Origin of the sequence: Streptomyces sp. NPDC002742, from assembly GCF_042888885.1 — a bacterium.
Taxonomy (GTDB): Bacteria; Actinomycetota; Actinomycetes; order Streptomycetales; family Streptomycetaceae; genus Streptomyces.
In genome coordinates, this window is record NZ_JBIAQF010000046.1 from 11,900 (window position 1) to 34,366 (window position 22,467).

The window sequence follows — 22,467 nt, forward strand, 5'->3', positions numbered from 1 at the left end:
CGTACCCCTTCTCCGCGTTCCGCTCCGGGTGCTACAGGCCGTAGCGCTCCCGGGCCTCCTTCACCGCGGACGCCTTGACCTCACCGCGGCGGGCGAGCTGCGCCAGCGCCGCGACGACGATCGACTGCGCGTCCACGCCGAAGTGGCGGCGGGCCGCCGCGCGGGTGTCCGAGAGACCGAAGCCGTCGGCGCCGAGCGAGGACCAGTCCTGCTCGACCCACTGCGCGATCTGGTCCGGGACCTGGCGCATGTAGTCGGAGACAGCGAGCACCGGGCCCTCGGCGCCCTGCAGCGCCTGGCGGACGAACGGCACCCGCTCCTCGCCGCGCAGCAGGGCCGCGTCGGCCTCCAGGGCGTCACGGCGCAGCTCGGTCCACGAGGTCGCGGACCACACGTCGGCGGCCACCCCCCACTCCTCCGCGAGCAGCCGCTGGGCCTCCAGGGTCCAGTGGATGGCCGTACCGGAGCCGAGCAGCTGGATGCGCGGGGGGTTCGCCGCGGCCACGTCCAGGCCCGCCGACTCCGCCGTGTTGAAGCGGTACAGGCCCTTGAGGATGCCCTCGTCGACACCGGCCGGCTTGGCGGGCTGCGGCATCGGCTCGTTGTAGACGGTCAGGTAGTAGAAGACGTCCTGGTCCTCGCCCGGGGCCGCCTCGCCGTACATCCGGCGCAGACCGTCCTTGACGATCGCCGCGATCTCGTACGCGAACGCCGGGTCGTAGGACAGCGCCGCCGGGTTCGTCGCCGCGATGACGGGGGAGTGGCCGTCCGCGTGCTGCAGGCCCTCACCCGTCAGGGTCGTACGGCCCGCCGTGGCACCGACCAGGAAGCCGCGGCCGAGCTGGTCGCCGAGCTGCCACATCTGGTCGGCCGTGCGCTGCCAGCCGAACATCGAGTAGAAGATGTAGAAGGGGATCATCGCCTCACCGTGCGTGGAGTACGCGGTGGACGCGGCGATGAAGTCCGCCATGGAACCGGCCTCGGTGATCCCCTCGTTGAGGATCTGGCCGTCCTTGGCCTCCTTGTAGTACATCAGCTGGTCGCGGTCGACCGGCTCGTACGTCTGGCCCTTGGGCGAGTAGATGCCCAGCGACGGGAAGAGCGACTCCATACCGAAGGTACGGGCCTCGTCCGGGACGATCGGCACCCAGCGGCGGCCGGTCTGCTTGTCGCGGACCAGGTCCTTGACCAGCCGGACGAACGCCATCGTCGTCGCCAGGTTCTGCGTGCCGGAGCCCTTGTCGAAGGACGCGAACGTCTTGTCGGCGGGGGCCGGCAGCGGGGCCAGCGCGTGGGTGCGGCGGGCCGGGGCCGGGCCGCCGAGGGCCGCGCGGCGCTCCTGGAGGTAACGGACCTCGGGGGAGTCGGCGCCCGGGTGGCCGTAGGGCACCACACCGTCGACGAACTGGCTGTCGGAGATGGGCAGTTCGAGCAGATCACGCATCTGCTTGAACTCGTCCGTGGACAGCTTCTTCATCTGGTGGTTGGCGTTCTTCGACGCGAAGCCCGGACCGAGGGTGTGACCCTTGACCGTCTGGGCCAGGATCACCGTCGGCGCGCCCTTGTGGGCGAGGGCCGCGCGGTAGGCCGCGTACACCTTGCGGGCCTCGTGACCGCCGCGCGAGAGGTGGAAGCACTCGAAGATCTTGTCGTCGCTCAGCAGCTTCGCCATCTCGACGAGCGCCGGGTCGGCGCCGAAGAAGTCCTGGCGGATGTAGGCGGCGTCGCGGGTCTGGTACGTCTGCACCTGGGCGTCGGGTACCTGGCGCAGGCGGCGGACGAGCGCGCCCGTGGTGTCGAGCTGGAACAGCTCGTCCCAGGCCGAGCCCCACAGCGACTTCACGACGTTCCAGCCGGCGCCGCGGAACTGCGCCTCCAGCTCCTGCACGATCTTGAAGTTCGCGCGGACCGGGCCGTCGAGGCGCTGCAGGTTGCAGTTGATGACGAAGGTCAGGTTGTCCAGACCCTCGCGGGCGGCGAGCGCGAGTGCCGCCGTCGACTCCGGCTCGTCCATCTCGCCGTCACCGAGGAACGCCCACACGTGGGACGCGGAGACGTCCTTGACGGCGCGGTTGGTGAGGTAGCGGTTGAAGCGGGCCTGGTAGATCGCCGACAGCGGGCCGAGGCCCATGGAGACGGTCGGGAACTCCCACAGCCAGGGCAGTCGGCGCGGGTGCGGGTACGACGGGAGGCCGTTGCCGCCCGACTCCTGGCGGAAGTTGTCCAGGTGCTGCTCGCTCAGGCGTCCGTCGAGGAAGGCGCGGGCGTAGATGCCGGGGGAGGCGTGGCCCTGGATGTAGAGCTGGTCGCCGGACCCGTCACCCTCCTTGCCCTTGAAGAAGTGGTTGAAGCCGGTCTCGTAGAGCCAGGCCGCGGAGGCGAAGGTGGCGATGTGGCCACCGACGCCGTGCTTCGCGCCCCGGGTCACCATCGCGGCCGCGTTCCAGCGGTTCCACGCGGTGATCCTGGCTTCCATCGCCTCGTCGCCGTCAACGGCGGGCTCGGCGGAGGTGGGGATGGTGTTGACGTAGTCGGTCTCGAGCAGCTTGGGCAGCGCGAGACCGTTGCCCTCGGCGCGCTCCAGCGTGCGGCGCATCAGGTACGCGGCACGGTGCGGCCCGGCCGCCTGGGTGACGGCGTCCAGGGAGGCCTGCCATTCGGCGGTCTCCTCGGGGTCGCGGTCCGGGAGCTGGTCGAGCTCGCTCGGCTGGATTGCGGTGGGGTCGGTCATTGCGCCGCCTTCCGGATGCGGAGGGGGGTTCCCTCGTCGGCAAGGGGTGTTCGGGGGTGCCCTTGGTCTATGGCAGGACAGGGCGGTGGGCTCTTGTAGGAGCCCGTCGAGGACTGTAACCCCCTGATCGATGATCGATCAAAGGATTCCGAGGGAAATCCTCTTCAGATCGGAAAGTCGGCACGGGGTGCCTTGGAGCCAGGCACGGCGTGCCGTGAAAATCGGAGGTTCTCGCAGGTGGGAGCACGCCTGAGCGCGGGTGTGCTCCGCTGCGCCCGGTTCGCCCGACCGTCCCTCACGGGCGCGGGGCGCACCCGAGGACATGGGCCTTCACGAGGTCGGCGATCAGCGGGTCGCGCCGCCGGAAGGCGTCCACGAGGGCCTCGTGTTCCTCCGCGTACGACTGCTGCACGGTCCCGAGCCAGCGGATGGACAGGGCCGTGAAGACCTCGATGCCCAGGCCCTCCCAGGTGTGCAGGAGGACGGAGTTCCCGGCCGCCCGGACCAGCTCGCGGTGGAACCCCACGGTGTGCCGCACCTGGCCGGTCCCGTCGGCCAGCCGGTCGGCCTCGTACAGCGCGGTCACATGGGGTTCAAGGGTCGAGCAGTCCTCCGCCAGCCTGCCGGCGGCCAGCTCCGCCGCGATGGCCTCCAGGCCGGCTCGTACGGGGTAGCTCTCCTCCAGGTCGGCGGCCGTCAGATTCCGCACCCGGACGCCCTTGTTCGGCGCCGACTCGATCAGCCGCAGCGACTCCAGCTCGCGCAGCGCCTCCCTGACCGGGGTCTGGCTGACCTCCAGCTCGGTGGCGATCCGTCGCTCCACGATCCGCTCGCCCGGCTTCCAGCGCCCGCTGACGATCCCCTCCACGATGTGCTCGCGGATCTGTTCGCGCAGCGAGTGGACGACGGGCGCGGTCATGAAGGCTCCTTTGGGAGGGGTGGCGGGACCCCGAGGGCGTTTGACCTTTAGACAATAAGGCCGCGCCCTGGTCGGTGAGGGGTGCATGGCGGCGCTTTCCCGCAGGTGAGACGAGACTTACACGCTGTCAGAGTGTTCCCGTCCGTACGGGCTCGTACCGGGTGAAGTCCGGATTCGTGCCGTCGATGTGACCGCCGAACCCGGGGTCCGGCGGAAGAACGGCGGCCACGGGAACCCGGCCCGCGCACAAACACGGCACCCCCGCCCGGAGGTCCGGACGGGGGTGCCGTGTCAGCGTGCGAGCGGTGCTGGTTACAGGCCGAGCTCGACCTCGAACTCGCCCGCCTCCAGGATCGCCTTGACCGCGGTCAGGTAACGGGCCGCGTCGGCGCCGTCCACCAGACGGTGGTCGTAGGAGAGCGTCAGGTAGGTCATGTCGCGGACGCCGATGACGGTGCCCTCTTCCGTCTCGATGACGGCCGGACGCTTGACCGTGGCGCCGATGCCCAGGATCGCGACCTGGTTCGGCGGCACGATGATCGTGTCGAAGAGCGCGCCGCGCGAGCCGGTGTTGGAGATGGTGAAGGTCGCGCCGGACAGCTCGTCCGGGGTGATCTTGTTCGCCCGGACCTTGCCCGCCAGATCGGCGGTCGCCTTCGAGATGCCGGCGATGTTCAGGTCGCCCGCGCGCTTGATGACCGGGGTCATCAGGCCCTTCTCCGAGTCCACCGCGATACCGATGTTCTCGGTGTCGAAGTAGGTGATCGTGCCCTCGTCCACGTTGATCCGGGCGTTGACGGCCGGGTGGGCCTTCAGCGCCTGGGCCGCCGCCTTCACGAAGAACGGCATCGGGGAGAGCTTGACGCCCTCGCGGGCCGCGAAGGAGTCCTTCGCCTGCGCGCGGAGCCTCATCAGCTTGGTGATGTCGACCTCGACGACCGAGGACAGCTGCGCCTGCTCGTGCAGGGCCTTCACCATGTTGTCGCCGATGACCTTGCGGATGCGGGTCATCTTGACGGTCTGGCCGCGCAGCGGGGAGGCCTCCAGGACCGGCGCCTTCTTGGCGGCGGCGGCCGGGGCGGCGGCGGCCGGAGCCGGGGCCGCGGCGGCCTTCGCGGCCTCGGCGGCGGCGATGACGTCCTGCTTGCGGATACGACCGCCGACGCCGGTGCCCTTGACGGCGGCCAGGTCGACGCCGTTCTCGGCGGCGAGCTTGCGCACCAGCGGGGTCACGTACGCGCCGTCGTCACCGGCGGTGGCGGCGGGCGCGGGGGCCGGGGCGACGGGAGCGGGCGCGGCGACCGGCGCGGGGGCCGGGGCGGCGGGTGCGACCGGAGCGGCCGGCTGGACCGGAGCCGGGGCGGCGGCGGCCGGGGCGGCCGGAGCAGCAGGGGCCGGGGCCGGGGCCGGGGCGGGAGCGGCGGGGGCGGCCGGAGCCGGGGCGGGAGCGGCGGGGGCGGCCGGCGCGGCGGCGGCGGGAGCCGCACCCGGTGCGCCGATGACGGCCAGCCTGGCGCCGACCTCCGCGGTCTCGTCCTCGCCGACGACGATCTCCAGCAGCACGCCGGCGACCGGCGCGGGGATCTCGGTGTCGACCTTGTCCGTGGAGACCTCGAGCAGCGGCTCGTCCTCCGCGACCTCCTCGCCGACCTCCTTCAGCCAGCGGGTGACGGTGCCCTCGGTGACCGACTCGCCCAGCGCGGGCAGCACGACGTCGGTACCGGAGGCGCCACCGGCCGGAGCGGCGGGGGCGGCGACCGGGGCCGGGGCCGCGGGGGCCTCGGCGACCGGGGCGGGGGCCGCGGGGGCCTCGGCGACCGGGGCGGGGGCGGCCGGGGCAGGGGCCTCGGCGGCGGCGGGAGCCGGGGCGGCGGCGGGCGCGCCCGTGCCGTCGTCGATGACGGCCAGCTCGGCGCCGACCTCGACGGTCTCGTCCTCGGCGACCTTGATGGACGCCAGGATGCCGGCGGCGGGGGAGGGGATCTCGGTGTCGACCTTGTCCGTCGACACCTCCAGCAGCGGCTCGTCGGCCTCGACGCGCTCGCCCTCGGCCTTCAGCCAGCGGGTGACAGTGCCCTCGGTGACGCTCTCACCGAGTGCCGGAAGGGTTACGGAAACCGGCATGGTTTCTGTTGCTCCTTATTGGGGTTCCCCTAGCTCTCGATCGGAATCGAGAGCTAGGGGAAGGTGCGGAAGTCTGTGGTCGTCGTCGCGCCCTGCTCGACGCGGGGACTGGGTACGGCCGGCGGCCGGGCGGACCCGGCCGGGGCTGATCAGTCGTGCGCGTGCAGCGGCTTGCCCGCGAGGGCGAGGTGGGCCTCGCCGAGCGCCTCGTTCTGCGTCGGGTGGGCGTGGATGAGCTGAGCGACCTCGGCGGGCAGCGCTTCCCAGTTGTAGATGAGCTGGGCTTCGCCGACCTGCTCGCCCATGCGGTCGCCGACCATGTGGACGCCGACCACGGCACCGTCCTTCACCTGGACGAGCTTGATCTCGCCCGAGGTGTTGAGGATCTTGCTCTTGCCGTTGCCCGCCAGGCTGTACTTCAGGGCGACGACCTTGTCCGCACCGTAGATCTCCTTGGCCTTGGCCTCGGTGATACCCACGGAGGCGACCTCGGGGTGGCAGTACGTCACGCGGGGGACACCGTCGTAGTCGATCGGGACGGTCTTCAGACCGGCCAGCCGCTCGGCGACCAGCATGCCCTCGGCGAAGCCGACGTGCGCGAGCTGGAGCGTCGGGACGAGGTCGCCGACGGCGGAGACGGTCGGCACGTTCGTGCGCATGTACTCGTCGACCAGGACGTAGCCGCGGTCCATCGCGACGCCCTGCTCCTCGTAGCCGAGACCGGCCGAGACCGGGCCGCGGCCGACGGCGACGAGCAGCAGCTCGGCTTCGAACTCCTTGCCGTCGGCGAGGGTGACCTTGACGCCGTTCTGGGTGTACTCGGCCTTCGAGAAGAAGGTGCCCAGGTTGAACTTGATGCCGCGCTTGCGGAACGCGCGCTCAAGAAGCTTGGAGGAGTTCTCGTCCTCGAGGGGCGCGAGGTGCTTGAGACCCTCGACGATCGTCACTTCGGCGCCGAAGGACTTCCACGCGGAGGCGAACTCCACGCCGATGACACCGCCGCCCAGGATGATCGCGGACTGCGGGACGCGGTCCAGGACGAGCGCGTGGTCCGAGGAGATGATGCGGTTGCCGTCGATCTCCAGGCCCGGCAGCGACTTCGGTACGGAGCCGGTCGCGAGGAGCACGTGGCGGCCCTGGATCCGCTGCCCGTTCACGTCGACGGAGGTCGGGGAGGACAGACGGCCCTCACCCTCGATGTACGTCACCTTGCGGGACGCGATGAGACCCTGCAGACCCTTGTACAGGCCCGAGACGACACCGTCCTTGTACTTGTGGACGGCGGGTACGTCGATGCCCTCGAAGGTGGCCTTGACGCCGAACTGCTCGCTCTCGCGGGCCTGGTCGGCGATCTCGCCCGCGTGCAGCAGGGCCTTCGTGGGGATGCACCCACGGTGCAGGCAGGTACCGCCGACCTTGTCCTTCTCGATCAGGGCGACGTCCAGGCCCAGCTGCGCTCCGCGCAGCGCCGCGGCGTAACCGCCGCTACCGCCGCCGAGGATCACTAGGTCGAAAACGGTGCTGGCGTCGTTCGCCACGTCACGTCCTCCATGCATGTGCGCCGTAACGCCGGGCACCGTTGTCCCTTGCGGGTGGTTGACCGGTCGGTCGGCTGGTGTCCGGCCGCTCTTTCTACGGCCCTGTGGTGGGGGCCCTGTCCTGCCGAGAACCCATCTTTGCACTTGTCGAGGGCGAGCGAGACGCCGGGCCGGTGTGTGGGACGTCTGATCCATCACGTCGACGGGGTGCGGAGCCGGGTGAACCCGCGGATTTCGTCGAGGGCGAAACCTCCGTACGGCCATACGAGCGGCCCCGGGCGAGTCAACGCCCGGGGCCGCTCGCCGTACGAAGGCTCAGCCCAGGTCGCCGGCCGCCGTCAGCTCGGCGAGACGGACCAGCGTGCGGACCGCGGAACCGGTACCGCCCTTGGGGGTGTAGCCGAACGGGCCGGCCTCGTTGAACGCGGGGCCCGCGATGTCCAGGTGCGCCCAGGTGATGCCCTCGCCCACGAACTCGCGCAGGAACAGACCGGCGACCAGGCCGCCGCCCATGCGCTCGCCCATGTTGGCCATGTCGGCGGTGGGGGAGTCCATGCCCTTGCGCAGGTGCTCGGGCAGCGGCATCGGCCAGGACTCCTCGCCGACCTCCTCTGCGGCCTCGACGATCGAGGCACGGAACGCGTCGTCGTTGGCCATCACGCCGAAGGTGCGGTTGCCCAGCGCCATGACCATCGCGCCGGTCAGGGTCGCCACGTCGACGATCGCGTCCGGCTTCTCCTCCGAGGCCTTCCACAGCGCGTCCGCGAGGACGAGGCGGCCCTCGGCGTCGGTGTTGAGGACCTCGACGGTCCTGCCGCTGTACATGCGCAGCACGTCACCCGGACGGGTGGCGGAGCCGGACGGCATGTTCTCGGCGAGGGCGAGCCAGCCGGTGACGTTGACCTCCAGGCCGAGGCGCGCGGCGGTGACGACGGCGGCGAAGACCGCGGCGGCGCCCGCCATGTCGCACTTCATCGTCTCGTTGTGCCCGGCGGGCTTCAGCGAGATGCCGCCCGAGTCGTAGGTGATGCCCTTGCCGACGAACGCGAGGTGCTTGGTCGCCTTGGCGGAGGTGTACGACAGCTTGACCAGGCGGGGACCGGCGACCGCTCCCGCGCCGACGCCGAGGATGCCGCCGTAGCCGCCCTTCGCCAGGGCCTTCTCGTCGAGCACCGTCACCTTGATGCCGTGCTCCTTGCCGGCCGCGGTGGCGACCGCGGCGAAGGACTCCGGGTTGAGGTCGTTCGGCGGGGTGTTGACGAGGTCGCGGGCGCGGTTGAGCTCCTCGGTCACGGCGGTGGCGCGCGCGATGGCCGCCTTGTAGGCCGCGTCCCTGGGCTTGCCGCCGAGCAGCGTCACCTCGCCGAGCGGACCCTTGCCGCTCCTGGCCGCGTCGCCCCGGCCGGCCTCCTTGTAGGCGTCGAAGCCGTACGCGCCCAGGCGGGCGCCCTCGGCGACGGCACCGGCGTCGGCGGCGTCCTGGATCGGCAGCGCGAAGGCGGCCTTCTTGGCTCCGGCGAGCGCGCGGGCGGCGACACCGGCCGCGCGGCGCAGCACCTCGGCGTCGAAGCCGGCGTCCTCCTCGGGGACCGCTCCCAGGCCGACGGCCACCACGACGGGGGCCTTGAATCCGGACGGCGCGGGCAGCTTGGTCAGCTCGCCCTCGGAACCGGAGGCGCCGAGCGTCTCCAGGATTCCGGCGAGCCCGCCGTCGTACGCCTTGTCCACGGCCTCGGCGCCCGGTGCGACGACCGGGCCCTTGGGGCCCTTCGCGACACCGACGACGATCGCGTCGGCCCGCAGACCGGACGCTGCGGCGGTGCTGAGAGTGAGAGCAGTCACGGTGGTGAGATCTCCGCTTCCATTGAAAGTTCGTGTGTGGCCGAGAAGGGGTGGGTCGACCGGGCCCGACGGCTGACCCTAGATCCGTCCTCGGGGGCGGTCCTTGCCGGGGCCCCTGAGGGGGCGGGCGAGTACCCGGAACGAGCCTACGCTCGGGGTCGGGTTTCGCTCATTTCTACGGACGTTCACCCACAAGTGGCGCCGTGCTGCATTCCCGCCCCTCACTCCTGGTGACCTGAGACACACTCATCGTGTTCCAGTGGGCATACCGCCCACCGCTTTGCACGATTTCCACAGATTCCCCATGGTTTCCACCCGTGGGGGATCTTCGAGGGGGAGGCGCAACATATGGCACAGAGTCTGCATCGGTGGAGAGGGACGGCCGCCGTCCTGGGGGCCGCCGGACTCCTGGCGCTGGGAGTGGGGGCACCCGGCGCGTCCGCGGCGGCCACGCCGCGGATCGATCTGAAGGTCCTGGTCGTCGACAACGGCGCGGGCCAGGTCGGGGCGATCACCGCGGAGCTGAAGAACTCCGGTGTCCCGTACACCACCGTCAATCTGGGTGACGCGAGCCGACCGACCATCAGCGCGACGTTCCTGAGCGACACCGTCAACGGCGCCCCGCGCGCCAAGTACCAGGGCGTAGTCCTGCCGAACGAGGCGCCGTTCGGCCCGGGTTCGGCCGAACAGACCGCACTGGAGACGTACGAGAAGACGTTCGGCATTCCCCAGGTGGACGCCTACACCTGGGCACACCCCGAGGTCGGTCTCGACTACACCGACCAGAACGGCGGCTGGTCCGGTGTGCTGGACGGCGCACGCACCCAGATCACCGCGGCGGGCACGGCCGGCCCGTTCCGCTACCTCGACGGACCGCTGACCTTCGAGGACAACGACCCGGCCGTCCAGGAGACCTACGGCTACGCGGCCCACCCGAGGGGCGGGTTCACCAGCTACCTGGACGCCCCCACCGGCGGTTCGATGCTCGGGCAGTACGCCCACGACGGGCGCAACGAACTCGTGATCACCTTCGCGTACAACCAGTACCAGAAGCAGTTCAAGGTCCTGGCGCGCGGCATCGTCGAATGGCTCACCCAGGGCGTGCACCTCGGACAGAGCAGGAACTACTTCTCCGTCCACGTCGACGACGTCTTCGCGCCGGACGCCCGCTGGGACTCCCAGCTCAACTGCACGCCCGGTGACATCGACTGCGCGGGCAGCAACGGCGAGGACACCACCACGCCGATCCGGATGACCGCGGACGACGCCGCCTACGCCGCCCAGTGGGAGGCCGACCACGGGTTCACGCTCGACATGGTCTTCAACGCGGGCGCGGGCGAGGAGTGGAAGGCCGAGAACGGCGGCACGGACGCCCTCACGGACCGGCTGCTCGCCGACAAGGCCAAGTTCCGCTGGATGAACCACACCTACACGCACCTGTTCCTCGGCTGCGTCCAGGACACCACGACCGTCCCCTGGACCTGCTCGAAGAACGCCGACGGCTCGACGAAGTACGTGAGCCGGTCCGACATCTCCGGGGAGATCGCCGACAACAACAACTGGGCGGCCTCCCACGGCCTCTCCACCGACCGCACCGAGCTGGTGACCGGGGAGCACTCGGGGCTCAAGACGCTGCCCCAGCAGCCCGACGACAACCCGAACCTCGCGCGCGCCCTCTCCGCGAACGGCGTCAAGTGGACCGGGTCCGACAACTCCCGTGAACCCGAGCAGCGTTCGGTCGGCAACGGTGTGATGACCGTCCCCCGCTACCCGATGAACGTCTACTACAACGCCGGCAAGGCCGAGGAGATGGCCGACGAGTACAACTACATCTACACCTCGAAGGCCGACGGCGGCAGCGGCCTCTGCGAGAACAACGCCACGTCCACCTGCCTGCCGGCCCCGCTGAACACGGCCACCGGCTACGCCGACTACATCGTGCCGCTGGAGGCGCGCAACGCGCTCGGTCACGCCATCGGCAACGACCCGCGCCCGCACTACGTCCACCAGTCCAACCTGGCCGAGGACCGCATCCTGTACCCGGTCCTGGACAAGGTGCTCTCCGACTACCGGGCCCTCTACGCGGACAACACCCCGCTGCAGAACCCCCGGCAGAGCGCGATCGGCACCGAGATGCAGCGCCGTACCGCCTGGCAGACGGCCCTCGCGAGCGGAAAGGTCACGGCCTACCGCGTCGGCAACACCGTCACCGTCACCGCCCCGTCCGGGACCATGATCCCGGTGACCGTGCCGGAGGGAACCACGAAGCAGCTCCTGGTCGGCACCACCGCGTTCGGTACGCCCTACGCGGGACAGCGCAACGACTGGACCAAGCCGGAGCTCCTTCAGTCCGCGGTCAAGCTGAACCTGCCCGCGTAAGCACGGCAGTTCCGCGGCTCGCGACGCGCACCCCGGTCCCACGCGGCCGGGGTGCGCTCGCGAGCCGTGCAACGGGGGGCCGGGGGGCTCTCCGCAGGAAACAGTCCCAGGGGGGAACCACGCATGATGCGCACAGGCCGTCATGTCACCATGCTCACCGAAGGCACCTATCCACATGTCCACGGCGGGGTCAGCACCTGGTGCGACCAACTGGTCAAGGGCATGCCGGAGGTCGACTTCCACATCGTCTCGCTCACCGGCAGCGGCCGCGAACCCGTGACCTGGGAGCTGCCGCCCAACGTCTACCGGCACACCCGCGTACCGACCTGGGGGCCACGGCCAGGACGCGCGCGGCCACCACTGGGCCGCGCCCTGCGCCGCTTCTCCGAGATCTACGAACGCTTCCTGCTCTCCTTCCTCGACCCGGACTCGCCCGAGGACTTCGGCGACGCCCTGTACGAACTGGCCGTACTCGCCCGCGACGGACGTCTCTCGGCCGCCCTGCGCGGCGAGTCGGCACTGCGCTCGCTGATGTGGATCTGGACGATGCCGCATCTGCCGACGGCCGCCGCCGGGCCCACCGTGCACGACGCGCTCACCGCGACGGACCTGCTGGAGCACGCGCTGCGCCCGCTCGGCGTCCGGATCCCCGAGGACTCCGTCGCCCACGCGGTCAGCAGCGGCCTCGCCACGCTGCCCGCCCTCGTCGCGCACCACCTGGACGGGGTCCCGTTCCTGCTCACCGAACACGGCATCTATCTGCGCGAGCGCTACCTCGGCTACCGCGGAGCCGGACAGCGCTGGCCCGTCAAGGCGTTCATGCTCGGCTTCTACCGCGAACTGAACTCCCTCGGCTACCGCGCCGCCGACCTCATCACCCCCTGCAACCAGTACAACCGCCGCTGGGAGGAGCGCGGCGGCGCCGACGGGGACCGGATCCGCACGGTCTACAACGGCGTCGACCCGCACGCCTTCCCGCACGCGGGACCCGAACCCGCCGTGCCCACCCTCACCTGGTGCGGCCGGGTCGACCCCATCAAGGACCTGGAGACGCTGCTGCGCGCGTACGCCATGGTGCGCGCCGAACTGCCCGACACCCGGCTACGGTTGTTCGGGCCCGTGCCGCCCGGCGGCGAGGCGTACCGGACCCGCCTGGAGAAGCTCGCCGCCGAACTGGGCGTCACCGACGGGCTGACCTTCGAGGGCCGCATCACCGAGGTGTGGCGCGCCTACGCGGCCGGCCACGTCGTCATGCTGTCCTCCATCTCCGAGGGCTTCCCGTTCTCGATCATCGAGGCGATGTCCTGCGGCCGTACGACGGTCTCCACGGATGTGGGCGGGGTCCGTGAGGCGGTCGGCGACACCGGCATCGTCGTCCCGCCGCGCGAGCCGGAGAAGATGGCCGCCGCCGCCCTCACCCTGCTGCGCGACGACGAACGACGCCTGGACCTGGGCGAGTTGTCCCGCCAGCGGGTCATCGACCGGTTCACCCTGCGCCGCTCCGTCGACGCCTTCAGAACGGTCTACCAGGAACTGGCGGGCCGGCCCGAGGTGTACGAGCCCGCCGTGGAGACGGTCGCCGACTGGACCCTCGAACTGCGCGACCCCTGGTACCAGGCCGTCGCCACGGACGGGACCGGCTGGTGAGCGGCTCCCTGCGCACCCAGCCCGGGGACCGGGAGACCACCCGTCCTCTGGTGCCCGGCCAGCGCCGCACGACGAGCTGGGCACAGTCCGACCCGATCGACGAACTCGCCGCGAAACTAGGGGAGTTCGTGTCCGCCGCCGTCCATCCCGACGAGGTGGCCGCGCTCCTGGAGTCCGACGGCCTGTCGGACGACCAGATCCGCGAACGGTACGGCGTCACGAACTCCTTCGCCCTGGCGGAGGAGTTGTTCGAGCGGGTCGACCGGGGCTATCCCGAACCGGAGGGCCCGCCCCACGACCCCTGGCGGATCGGTCTCCTCGGCTGCCTCCTGAGGGGCATCGTCTTCGCCCTCCCCGGCCTCGGCTACGTCCTCGCCGGACCGCTTCTCGCGGGGCCGAAGGGCGCGTTCGGACTCCCGGCCGGCACCGTTCCGATGCTCGCCGGGGCGCTGTGCGGCTGGACCTGGAACCAGGGGCTCGCGCACCGCGCGTACACCTGGATGGGGCTCGGCGACCGCGCCGCCGCCCGGCGCGCGCTGCTCGTCGGGACCCCGGTCGGTGTCCTGCTCGGCTCCCTGGTGGCCTTCGCGGCGGCGGGTTCGGCCGGCCGGGGCGCCGTCGCGTTCGCCGCCGGGCAGTCCGGCTATCTCGGCGCGGCCACCGTTCTGCTGGTGATGGGCAGGGAACGCACGCTGCTCGCCGCCCTGGCGCCCATGACGGCGGGCGCGGTCGTCAGCGTGTTCCACCCGGTACCCGACCTGGCGCGGGTGGCCCTGCTGCTCGGCTCGCTGGCGGCGGTCGCCCTGCTCGGTCTGCTCGAAGTGGTGCCGGCGGTGCGGGAGTCGGGAGACGGCAGCTGGGCCGCGGGGATCCTCGCGCTGCTGTCCTACGGGAAGCTGTCCTACGGGAAGCCGCCCGGCGGCGTCGAGCCGTCCGGCCGGGCCGGTGAGCCCCGGGCGGCCTCCGCCGGCCGGCCGGCCGGCGACAGGCCCGGGGCCGCCCCGGCCCGCCTCGGACCGGTGGCCGCGCGTCTGCGTGCCCGCCGGTCCGCCCCGCGCCGGCACGCCGGAACCGTCGCGTACGCCCTGTTCGGGCTCGGCAGCGGTGTCCTCGTGCTGTACGCGGCGCTCGGAGACGTCCTCACGGGAACCCGCACGGCGGTCGCCGCACCGGCGGCGGTCGCGCTGACGCTCAGCATGGGCCCCGCCGAGTGGCTGCTGTTCCGGTTCCGCAGCGGGAGCCTCGCCGGACTGCGCTCCAGCACGTCGGCGAGGCGTTTCCGGCGGGCCACCACCGGGACGCTCGTCCGCTGCCTGGCCGGCTACCTCGCCGCGCTGCTCGTGCTCGGCCTCGCCACCTCCGCGCTGTGGCCGCACGCGCCCGCGGCGGCGGACGGAATCCGGCTCGGCGGACTGCTCCTGCTGGGCGCGGTCATGTGGACCGGGCTGCTGCTCCAGTCCTTCGGCGCCGTCACCGGCACGGCCACCGTCGTCTGCGCCGCCGCACTCGTCCAGACCGCGGCGCTGGCGACGCACACGGGCGACGCGCACTGGGTGGGCCTGATCGTGTACGGCGCTGCGGCGGGCGCCCAGGCCGCGCTCGTCTGCGCCCGGCTGGGAAAGGTGACGGCCCACCGGTGAACCCGCTGAACCCGCCGGACGCCGGCGCGCACGGCTCGTCCGCTGCCCGCGCCGCGGCCCGTGCTCCCGACGCCGCCCGTACGCCCGGCACTTCGAAGAACCTCCTCGTCCCGTACTACGAACACCCCGCCGTCCGCCCGGCCGAATGGGACGCGCTCGTCACCGCCGCGCCCCGGCTGTACGGCGTGGTGCTGAACCCCGCCAGCGGACCCGGCGACCGCCTCGACCCGGCGTTCGGGGCGGTCGCCGGACGGCTGCGCGAGGCGGATGTCCGGGTGCTCGGGTACGTCGACACGGACTACGGCCGCAGACCGCTCGCGAACGTCCTGCGCGAACTGACCCGGCACCGCGACTGGTACGGCACCGACGGGACCTTCCTCGACCAAGTGGCGGCCACCGAAAGCGGGTTCGGCTACTACCGGCGACTGGCGACGGCCGTCCGGGGACTCGGCACCGGCACCCTCGTCCTCAACCACGGCACGGCACCGCACCCTTCGTACGCCCGTGTCGCGGACGTCCTCGTCACCTTCGAGGGCGCCTGGGCCACCTACCGGAGGAGGCCCCCGCCGCCGTGGACGGGCGCCGGGGCGACGCTGTGCCACCTCGTCCACGGGGTACCGGCCGGCGTCGACGCGGCGGCCCTGGCGCGGGAGCGCGGGGCCGCCCTGCACTGCGCGGTCCCCGGCGTGGGGGACCATCCCTGGGGCACGTTGCCGCACGCCCTGGAGCCCGCCCCGTGAGCGCCGGGGTGCTTCTCAGCCCAGCGAGAGAACCACGAGCGCGGTCGTCGCCGCCGTCTCCGCGAGGCCCCCGAACACATCGCCGGTGACACCGCCGAAGCGCCGCGTGCAGTGCCGCAGGAGCACTTCCGCGGCCAGGCAGGAGACACCCACCGCCACCGCGGCCCGCACGAGGTCGTACGTCCCGACGAGCGCGCCCGCCCCGGCCGCCGCGCCGGTGACGGCCGCCGCCACCAGCAGCGCGCCGCGCACCGGCACGGTGCCCGCGACCGCCGCGCCCAGGCCCTCGGGGCGGGCCGCGGGCACCCCGGAACGGGCGGCCAGCGTGAGGGCGAGGCGGGCCGCGGTCGCCGAGACGACGGCCGCGAGGACGCCCCGGCCCCACGAGGCGTCGTACGCCTGGGAGAGTGCGGCCACCTGGGCGAGCAGGACGAACAGGAGGGTGATCACGCCGAACGGGCCGATGTCCGACTGCTTCATGATCCGCAGCGCGTCCTCGGCGGGCTTGCCGCTGCCCAGCCCGTCCGCGGTGTCGGCGAGACCGTCGAGGTGCAGGCCCCGGGTGAGCGCGGCCGGCACGGCGGCGGTGGCCACGGCCGCGAGCGGCGGGCCGGCGCCCATGGCCAGCAGTACCACGCCCACCAGAGCCGCGCCCGCCCCGACCAGCAGACCGGCCAGTGGAGCGCACAGCATGCCGCCGCGCGCCGCGTCGCGGTCCCAGCGGCTCACCTTCACGGGGAGCACGGTGAGGGTGCCGAAGGCGAAGCGGAGGCTGTCGGCGAGGGAGGCCCCGGAGGCGGTCTTGGACATCGGCGCAGGCTACCCGGACGCCCGGAGGGCGGATACAGCGGCGGTGGATAAAGTTCACATATGGGTCATTGGTTCTATCGGAACATCGTCGAGCCCGGGAAGCTCCCGGTGTTGCTGGCGCTGGCCTCGTTCGTCGTGACCTTCGTGGTCACCCGCGTCATCGTGCGGCTCATCCGCGCCGGAAAGGGCCCGTTCGGCAACGTCAAGGCCGGTGATCTGCACATCCACCACGTGGTGCCCGGCGTCGTGCTCACGGTGATCGGCGGCTTCGGCGCGGTGGCCAGCAGCCGGTACGGCTTCGGGGCGTGCGCCAGCGCCGTGCTGTTCGGCATGGGAACAGGCCTGGTGCTCGACGAGTTCGCGCTGATCCTGCACCTCGACGACGTCTACTGGACCGAGGCCGGGCGCAAGAGCGTCGAGGTCGTCGTGGTCACGGCGGCCCTCGTCGGCCTGATGTTCAGCGGCTTCTCTCCGTTCGGCGTCAACGACGTCAGCAACCAGGAGGCGCAGGACCGCGCCAGTGCGATCGTGACCATCGCCCTGAACTTCCTCTTCGCGCTGCTCTGCCTCAGCAAGGGCAAGGTGCGCATGGCCATTTTTGGGGTGATCGTTCCCTTCATCGCCCTCATCGGCACGATCCGGCTGGCCAAGCCCGCATCGCCGTGGGCCAAGCGCTTCTACCGGCGCCGGCCGCGCGCCCGCGCCCGGTCCAGGCTGCGCGCCTACCGGCACGACCGCCGCTGGGCGGGCCCCAGCCGCAGGGCTCAGGAGTGGATCGGCGGCAAACCCGACCCCGCGCCCGCCCGCTCCCTGCCCGAACGGCGGTGACGCGCCGCGGAGAGGCAGCACATCACCAGCACCGCGGCGATGGCCGCCAGATGCTCCCTGCCCGCCAGGTTCTCCTTGACGAGCACCTCGGTCACCATCGCCCCGATCACCACCCCCGCCGTCACGTACGCCCGGTAGCGCCAGCCCAGGAACACGGCCAGGCCCACCACGGCAGCCGACGGCCCGGTGTCGACGACCAGCGAGTCCGCCCCGGGCAGCCCCAGCGGACGGTGCGGGCCGAGCGCGATGCCGACACGGGCGTACAGCGTCCCGGCCAGCGTGGCGACGTACGCGATGACGAGTGTGCGCCACCAGCCCAGACAGATCTCGGCGATCCCGAAGACGACCAGGATCTGCGCGAGCGCGCCCCACACGGGCAGATCCAGCGCCGGTACGCACAAGGAGAGCGGGGTGCGGAGCAGGGCGAGCCGCAGCGGGTCCTCGGCCCGGACGGCGCCGGTGTCCTGCACCAGCTGATAGCCCCATGACTGGTTCTGGACGAACTGCAGGACAGCCGTCAGACACACCGCGCCGAGGGTCATCGGGGCCGCCCGCCACCCCCTCGTCCGCAGCGCCCGGCGCACGGTGGCGTACAGAAGACCCCACTCGGCGCGGGCCCAGCGGGCGAGTGTCCTCATCCGGTCGTCCCCACGGCTCTCCTCACATCGGCCCCGACCGGTCCCGTCGGTCCCGTCGGTCCCATGGGTCCCGTCGGTCCCATGGGTCTCATCGGTCTCATCTGTGCGACTCCAGGTGCTTGCGGTGCAGCCACTTCGGCAGCCCCGGCGCCTCCAGGAACCCCTCGGCGCGCGCGGACGCGACACCGATGCGCAGCAGGTCCGCGCTCTTCTCGAAGAGCAGGAACCGCGGTTCCCAGATGGGCCGGTACTTGGCGTTGGCCCGGTACAGCGACTCGATCTGCCACCAGCGGGAGAAGAAGCTGAGCAGCGACCGCCACAGCCGCAGCACCGGGCCCGCGCCGAGACGCGCGCCACGTTCGAAGACCGAACGGAACATGGCGAAGTTGAGCGAGACCTGAGTGATCTCGATCTCCTGGGCACGCCGCAGGAGTTCGATCACCATGAACTCCATGAGCCCGTTCTCCGCGTCGCGGTCGCGCCTCATCAGGTCCAGCGAGAGCCCGTTCGGCCCCCATGGCACGAAGGACAGCACCGCCCTCAACCCGCCCTCGGCATCCGTGCATTCGAGCATCACGCAGCGGCCGTCCTCGGGGTCGCCGAGCCTGCCGAGCGCCATGCTGAAGCCGCGCTCGGTCGCGCCGTCGCGCCAGTCGTCCGCGCGCTCCAGCAGGTACGCCATCTCGGCGGCGGGGATGTCCTCGTGCCGTCGGATGCGTACCCGGTACCCGGCCCGCTTGACCCGGTTGTAGGCCTGCCGGACGGTGCGCATGGCCCGTCCTTCGAGAGTGAACTCGGCGGTCTCGACGAGGGCTTCGTCGCCCAGCTCCAGGGCGTCGAGTCCGTGCCGGGAGTAGATGGTGCCCGCCTCCTCGCCCGCGCCCATCACCGCCGGGATCCAGCCGTGCTCCCTGGCCTCGGCCAGCCAGGGCTCGATGGCGCCGGGCCATGCCTCGGGATCGCCGATGGGGTCGCCGCTCGCCAGGGAGACCCCGCCCACCACGCGGTACGCCACCGCCGCCTTGCCGGTGGGCGACCAGACCACGCTCTTCTCCCGGCGCAGCGCGAAGTAGCCCAGCGAGTCACGGTCGCCGTTGCGGTCGAGCAGCGCGCGCAGCCGCTTCTCGTCGTCCTCGGTGAGCGGGTCGACCGCGCGCCGGGAGCGGAAGGCCGCGTAGAGGACGGCGAGGACCAGCAGGGTGCTGAGCACGTTGATGGTGACGTTGACCCAGTTGGGCGTCGAGATTCCGGGGTAGTGGGAGTCGTCGGCGGCGACCGAGACGAGCCGCAGGGTGCCGTAGCGCCAGCGGTCCAGGAAGGTCGAACGGTGCGCGTCGTGCGCGTTGTTGGTGACCGTGACCAGCAGCGCGGCGAGCAGCGAGGTGACCAGCAGCCCGCCGACCGCGACGGCCGCGGCGAGCTTCGGGTTCGACCGGTCGCCCTTGGCGTAGAACTCCCGGCGGCCCAGGGCCAGGGAGCCCACGAAGGCCGCGGTCAGTACGAGCGAGATCCAGTTCTGCGCGTACTGACGGATCTCCGGGAACGCCATCGCGACGCCGAAGAGCAGCAGGAACAGCCCGCTGAGCACGGAGTTGAGGATCCACGCGGCCCGCTTGCGCCGTCGCATCGTGATGGCCAGGAACATCGTGAACACGCCCGAGGCGAAGCCCGCGGTCAGCAGATAGGGCGTGAAGTAGTTCTCGGTGTTGTGCCGTCGTACGTCCTGTCCGAGCGACACCCACGCGGCGCTCAGAAAGTTGATGAACGTGACCGCCCGCAGATACCAGACGGCGAAGGCGGCGGACCGCCGGGAGGCAGCCGTGGACCGCCGGTCCCCGTCACTCCGGCGGGCCGACGCCCGTTCCTGGCAAGCGGCAATTCGGGCATCTCCCATAAAGGGTGATGATATGGGGCGTGGTGGCCCCTGCAGGGGAGGGGCGGTACGGGTGATGCCCCGCCGCGCGGCGGGTCTTGGCCGTGTGGGCCCGCCCCGGCCGGTGCGCCGGATCGCGTGACGGGCTCGGGCGGTGCCGGGCTCGGGTGTGGAGTCGGAACCGGTCCGCTGCTCGTCCCGCTCCGGGGAGTCGCTGCCGGGCCTGGGCGGGCCGGACCCGGTGTCGGCCTCGGGCCGGGAGCCGGGCCCGGCGTCGGTCTCGGGGCCGGACGCGGCGCCGGCCCCCCGGGGGCGGTCGGCCCCGTTCGGCTCCTACTCGGCCGGGGTCTGGGGGTTGACCTCGGGTGCGGTCGCCGGGTCGGACTCGGCGTCGACCGCGGCCTCGGGGTCGGAGTCGGAGTCGGCCTTGGAGTCCGACTCTGTCTCTTTCTCCGCCTCCGGAGCAGGTGCCTCCGGAGCAGGTGCCTCCGGCAGGTCCGCGGCGAGGCTCGCCGCGGCCTGGACCAGCGGCAGGGCGAGCAGGGCGCCCGTTCCCTCGCCCACCGTCACTCCGTGGTCGAGCAGCGGTTCCAGGGCCATCCGGTCCAGCGCCTTCGCCTGCGCCGGTTCCCCGCTGCGCTGCCCGGCCAGCCACCAGTCCGGCGCCCGGAAGGCGACCCGTTGTCCGACCAGCGCACAGGCGGCGGACACCGCCCCGTCGAGGATCACCGGCATCTTCCGCACCGCGCTCTGCAGCAGGAACCCGGTCATCGCCGCCAGGTCGGCCCCGCCCACCGTCGCGAGCAGCTGCAGTTGGTCCCCGAGCACGGGCCGGGCCCGTCGCAGGGAGTCGCGCACCGCGGCGCACTTGCGCATCCACGCGAGGTCGTCGATGGCCTGCCCGCCCCGCCCGGTGACGACGGACGCGTCGGTCCCGCACAGCGCCGCGACCAGTACGGCCGCCACCGTGGTCCCGCCCACGCTGATGTCGCCGAGCACCACCAGATCCGTACCGGAGTCCGCCTCCTCGTCCGCGATGGCGACCCCGGCCCGGAACGCGGCCTCGGCCTCCTCCAGGGTCATCGCGTCCTCGACGTCGATCCGGCCCGAACCGCGCCGGATCCGGTGCCGCACGACCTCGGCGGGCAGTTCCTCGGGATCGGCCTCCAGCGCCATGTCGATCACGCGGACCGGAACACCGAGCCTGCGGGCCAGCACCGACGCCGGGCTCGCGCCCTCCAGAACCGCCCGCACCAGCCGGCCGGCGCTGCCCGCGGGGCGCGCCGACACTCCGAGGGCGGCGATCCCGTGGTCGCCCGCGAACAGCACGACACGCGGGTGCTCGATCGGCCGCACCGGCACCGCGGACTGAGCCGCCGCCAGCCACTCGCCCAGGTCGTCGAGCCGGCCCAGCGCGCCGGGCGGCACGATCCGGCGCTCCCGGTACGCCTCGGCGTCACGGCGTACGCCTCCGTCGGGACGCTCGATCAGATCGGTGAAGTCGTCGAGATTAAGCGAGCTCATTCGCCGAACAGTACCGGCAGCCATCGAACGCGTCCGCGCCACGTCGTTGCCCTCCGGATCCCCTTCGCATACGTACCGTTTGTGTCGGATTGTCGTACGGCTCGTCCCCGACAGGAGCGCCCATGCCCCCCACTCCGCAGCCGATCGCCGAACGCCGGGCCGCCTACGCGGCCGAACTCGCCCAGGGCACCGCCCGGTTCCACGAACCGCGCCGCGCCGACTGCCCCTGGTGCGGCTCGAAGCGCCTGCGCACCCGGCTGCGTACGCCGGATCTTCGGCAGCGCAAGCCGGGGACGTTCGTCGTCGACGAGTGCGGGGACTGCGCCCACGCCTTCCAGAACCCCCGGCTCTCGCCCGAGGGCCTGGCCTTCTACCACCGGGACCCGCGCGAGGACGCCCACGACGGCCTCGCCGAACGGCTGCTCGCCGCCCGCGGCGGAGCCGGACGCCACCTCGCGGCGGCCCGCGCCATGCTGCCCTTCCCGGAACCGGAGAGCTGGCTCGACATCGGCACCGGGCTCGGGCACTTCCCGGCGGCGGCCAAGGAGGTCCACCCGTACACGTCCTTCGACGGTCTCGACCCGACACGGCGCGTCGAGAAGGCGCGGGCGGCGGGACGGGTGGAGGAGGCGCACGTCGGGCGGCTCACCGACCCGCGGATCGCCGAGCGGCTGCGGGCCCGCTACGACGTCGTGAGCATGTTCCACCATCTGGAGCACACGCCCGACCCGCGCGGGGAACTGCGCGCCGCGCTGGAGGTGTTGCGCCCCGGCGGGCACCTTCTCGTCGAAGTCCCCGACCCCGACTGCGCGTTCGGCACGCTGCTCGGCAAGTGGTGGGTGGCGTACGGCCAGCCGCGCCATCTGCACCTCATGCCGCTGCCCAATCTGCTCGGCGAGCTCGAATCCCTGGGCTGCGCGGTCGTCGCGACGGACCGCCGTGAGCCGCACATCCCCCACGATCTCTCGGGCGCTCTCGCCCTGGCCCTCGGCCGCGCCCTCCCCGCCCTCGACGCCCCCTGGCGTCCGGCACCGCCGACCCCCTTCCAGCGCACCGCGCGCCTGGCCCTGACCCGGGCGTCCGCCCCGCTCCTCGCCTCGACCGCCGCCCTGGACCGCCTGATGGCCCCCCTGCTCCGCCGCACCCGCTTCTCGAACGCGTACCGCATCGTCGCCCGCAAGGAACCCTGAGCCCGCCGGTCCGAGCCCACCGCGCTGAGCCCGCCCACCCGCCG

Annotated in this window: 15 protein-coding genes; 6 read left to right on the top strand and 9 right to left on the bottom strand. The window is 72.2% G+C overall.

What is annotated here, in order from left to right:
- Nucleotides 1–31: 31 nt before the first annotated feature.
- From aceE to ACFYW8_RS42580, 5 genes are all read right to left on the bottom strand, one after another.
- Nucleotides 32–2,731 (bottom strand): pyruvate dehydrogenase (acetyl-transferring), homodimeric type, encoded by a 2,700-nt coding sequence (gene aceE / locus ACFYW8_RS42560; protein ID WP_389092528.1) that lies wholly within the window; start codon nt 2,729–2,731, stop codon nt 32–34.
- A 295-nt stretch (nt 2,732–3,026) separates the two neighbouring features.
- Nucleotides 3,027–3,650 carry a GntR family transcriptional regulator gene (locus ACFYW8_RS42565; RefSeq protein ID WP_365881727.1) on the bottom strand — a complete coding sequence of 208 codons (624 nt, stop codon included), beginning with the start codon at nt 3,648–3,650 and terminating at the stop codon, nt 3,027–3,029.
- Between the two features lie 312 nt (nt 3,651–3,962).
- Complete coding sequence (gene sucB, locus ACFYW8_RS42570) at nt 3,963–5,774, bottom strand: 2-oxoglutarate dehydrogenase, E2 component, dihydrolipoamide succinyltransferase (RefSeq protein ID WP_389092536.1); 1,812 nt, start codon at nt 5,772–5,774, stop codon at nt 3,963–3,965.
- A 149-nt stretch (nt 5,775–5,923) separates the two neighbouring features.
- Entirely contained in the window at nt 5,924–7,312 is a 1,389-nt protein-coding gene (gene lpdA, locus ACFYW8_RS42575) for a dihydrolipoyl dehydrogenase (protein ID WP_389092541.1), read from the bottom strand.
- A gap of 315 nt (nt 7,313–7,627) precedes the next feature.
- Nucleotides 7,628–9,154, bottom strand: coding sequence for a leucyl aminopeptidase (locus ACFYW8_RS42580; RefSeq protein ID WP_389092546.1), 1,527 nt, complete (start codon nt 9,152–9,154; stop codon nt 7,628–7,630).
- A gap of 348 nt (nt 9,155–9,502) precedes the next feature.
- On the opposite strand from ACFYW8_RS42580, the gene ACFYW8_RS42585 reads away from it, so the two are divergent.
- The 4 genes from ACFYW8_RS42585 (at nt 9,503) to ACFYW8_RS42600 (ending at nt 15,560) form a co-directional block, all read left to right on the top strand.
- Nucleotides 9,503–11,533 (top strand): hypothetical protein, encoded by a 2,031-nt coding sequence (locus ACFYW8_RS42585; protein ID WP_389092551.1) that lies wholly within the window; start codon nt 9,503–9,505, stop codon nt 11,531–11,533.
- A 123-nt stretch (nt 11,534–11,656) separates the two neighbouring features.
- Nucleotides 11,657–13,180 (top strand): GT4 family glycosyltransferase PelF, encoded by a 1,524-nt coding sequence (pelF, locus tag ACFYW8_RS42590; protein WP_389092556.1) that lies wholly within the window; start codon nt 11,657–11,659, stop codon nt 13,178–13,180.
- Nucleotides 13,177–14,820 carry a hypothetical protein gene (locus tag ACFYW8_RS42595; RefSeq protein ID WP_389092559.1) on the top strand — a complete coding sequence of 548 codons (1,644 nt, stop codon included), beginning with the start codon at nt 13,177–13,179 and terminating at the stop codon, nt 14,818–14,820. Before pelF ends, ACFYW8_RS42595 begins: the two co-directional genes overlap by 4 nt.
- Nucleotides 14,817–15,560 carry a spherulation-specific family 4 protein gene (locus ACFYW8_RS42600; protein ID WP_389092564.1) on the top strand — a complete coding sequence of 248 codons (744 nt, stop codon included), beginning with the start codon at nt 14,817–14,819 and terminating at the stop codon, nt 15,558–15,560. Before ACFYW8_RS42595 ends, ACFYW8_RS42600 begins: the two co-directional genes overlap by 4 nt.
- A 15-nt stretch (nt 15,561–15,575) precedes the next feature.
- Here the strand turns inward: ACFYW8_RS42600 and ACFYW8_RS42605 are convergent, their stop codons facing one another.
- Nucleotides 15,576–16,370, bottom strand: coding sequence for an adenosylcobinamide-GDP ribazoletransferase (locus tag ACFYW8_RS42605; RefSeq protein WP_389092569.1), 795 nt, complete (start codon nt 16,368–16,370; stop codon nt 15,576–15,578).
- A 60-nt stretch (nt 16,371–16,430) separates the two neighbouring features.
- On the opposite strand from ACFYW8_RS42605, the gene ACFYW8_RS42610 reads away from it, so the two are divergent.
- On the top strand, nt 16,431–17,198 hold the full coding sequence (locus ACFYW8_RS42610) for a hypothetical protein (RefSeq protein ID WP_365881745.1): 768 nt from the start codon (nt 16,431–16,433) through the stop codon (nt 17,196–17,198).
- Here ACFYW8_RS42610 and ACFYW8_RS42615 read toward each other — a convergent pair.
- From ACFYW8_RS42615 to cobT, 3 genes are all read right to left on the bottom strand, one after another.
- Nucleotides 17,135–17,836: a hypothetical protein gene (locus tag ACFYW8_RS42615; protein ID WP_365881747.1), complete on the bottom strand. Its 702-nt coding sequence runs from the start codon at nt 17,834–17,836 to the stop codon at nt 17,135–17,137. The genes ACFYW8_RS42610 and ACFYW8_RS42615 overlap by 64 nt on opposite strands.
- A 97-nt stretch (nt 17,837–17,933) precedes the next feature.
- The gene (locus tag ACFYW8_RS42620) at nt 17,934–19,730 is read right to left on the bottom strand and encodes a phosphatidylglycerol lysyltransferase domain-containing protein (protein ID WP_365881749.1); all 1,797 of its coding nucleotides are present in this window, start codon (nt 19,728–19,730) and stop codon (nt 17,934–17,936) included.
- Between the two features lie 312 nt (nt 19,731–20,042).
- Entirely contained in the window at nt 20,043–21,233 is a 1,191-nt protein-coding gene (cobT, locus tag ACFYW8_RS42625; protein WP_389092580.1) for a nicotinate-nucleotide--dimethylbenzimidazole phosphoribosyltransferase, read from the bottom strand.
- 122 nt (nt 21,234–21,355) lie between these two features.
- Between cobT and ACFYW8_RS42630 the strand changes: the two genes are divergently transcribed.
- Entirely contained in the window at nt 21,356–22,423 is a 1,068-nt protein-coding gene (locus ACFYW8_RS42630; protein WP_389092584.1) for a class I SAM-dependent methyltransferase, read from the top strand.
- Nucleotides 22,424–22,467: the final 44 nt, after the last annotated feature.

What these genes read in the sequence shown, in the direction of transcription:
- aceE (WP_389092528.1), bottom strand. Translation starts at nt 2,731, where the DNA reads ATGACCGACCCCACCGCAATCCAGCCGAGCGAGCTCGACCAGCTCCCG.
- ACFYW8_RS42565 (WP_365881727.1), bottom strand. Translation starts at nt 3,650, where the DNA reads ATGACCGCGCCCGTCGTCCACTCGCTGCGCGAACAGATCCGCGAGCAC.
- sucB (WP_389092536.1), bottom strand. Translation starts at nt 5,774, where the DNA reads ATGCCGGTTTCCGTAACCCTTCCGGCACTCGGTGAGAGCGTCACCGAG.
- ACFYW8_RS42585 (WP_389092551.1), top strand. Translation starts at nt 9,503, where the DNA reads ATGGCACAGAGTCTGCATCGGTGGAGAGGGACGGCCGCCGTCCTGGGG.
- pelF (WP_389092556.1), top strand. Translation starts at nt 11,657, where the DNA reads ATGATGCGCACAGGCCGTCATGTCACCATGCTCACCGAAGGCACCTAT.
- ACFYW8_RS42605 (WP_389092569.1), bottom strand. Translation starts at nt 16,370, where the DNA reads ATGTCCAAGACCGCCTCCGGGGCCTCCCTCGCCGACAGCCTCCGCTTC.
- ACFYW8_RS42610 (WP_365881745.1), top strand. Translation starts at nt 16,431, where the DNA reads ATGGGTCATTGGTTCTATCGGAACATCGTCGAGCCCGGGAAGCTCCCG.
- ACFYW8_RS42615 (WP_365881747.1), bottom strand. Translation starts at nt 17,836, where the DNA reads ATGAGGACACTCGCCCGCTGGGCCCGCGCCGAGTGGGGTCTTCTGTAC.
- ACFYW8_RS42620 (WP_365881749.1), bottom strand. Translation starts at nt 19,730, where the DNA reads ATGGGAGATGCCCGAATTGCCGCTTGCCAGGAACGGGCGTCGGCCCGC.
- cobT (WP_389092580.1), bottom strand. Translation starts at nt 21,233, where the DNA reads ATGAGCTCGCTTAATCTCGACGACTTCACCGATCTGATCGAGCGTCCC.
- ACFYW8_RS42630 (WP_389092584.1), top strand. Translation starts at nt 21,356, where the DNA reads ATGCCCCCCACTCCGCAGCCGATCGCCGAACGCCGGGCCGCCTACGCG.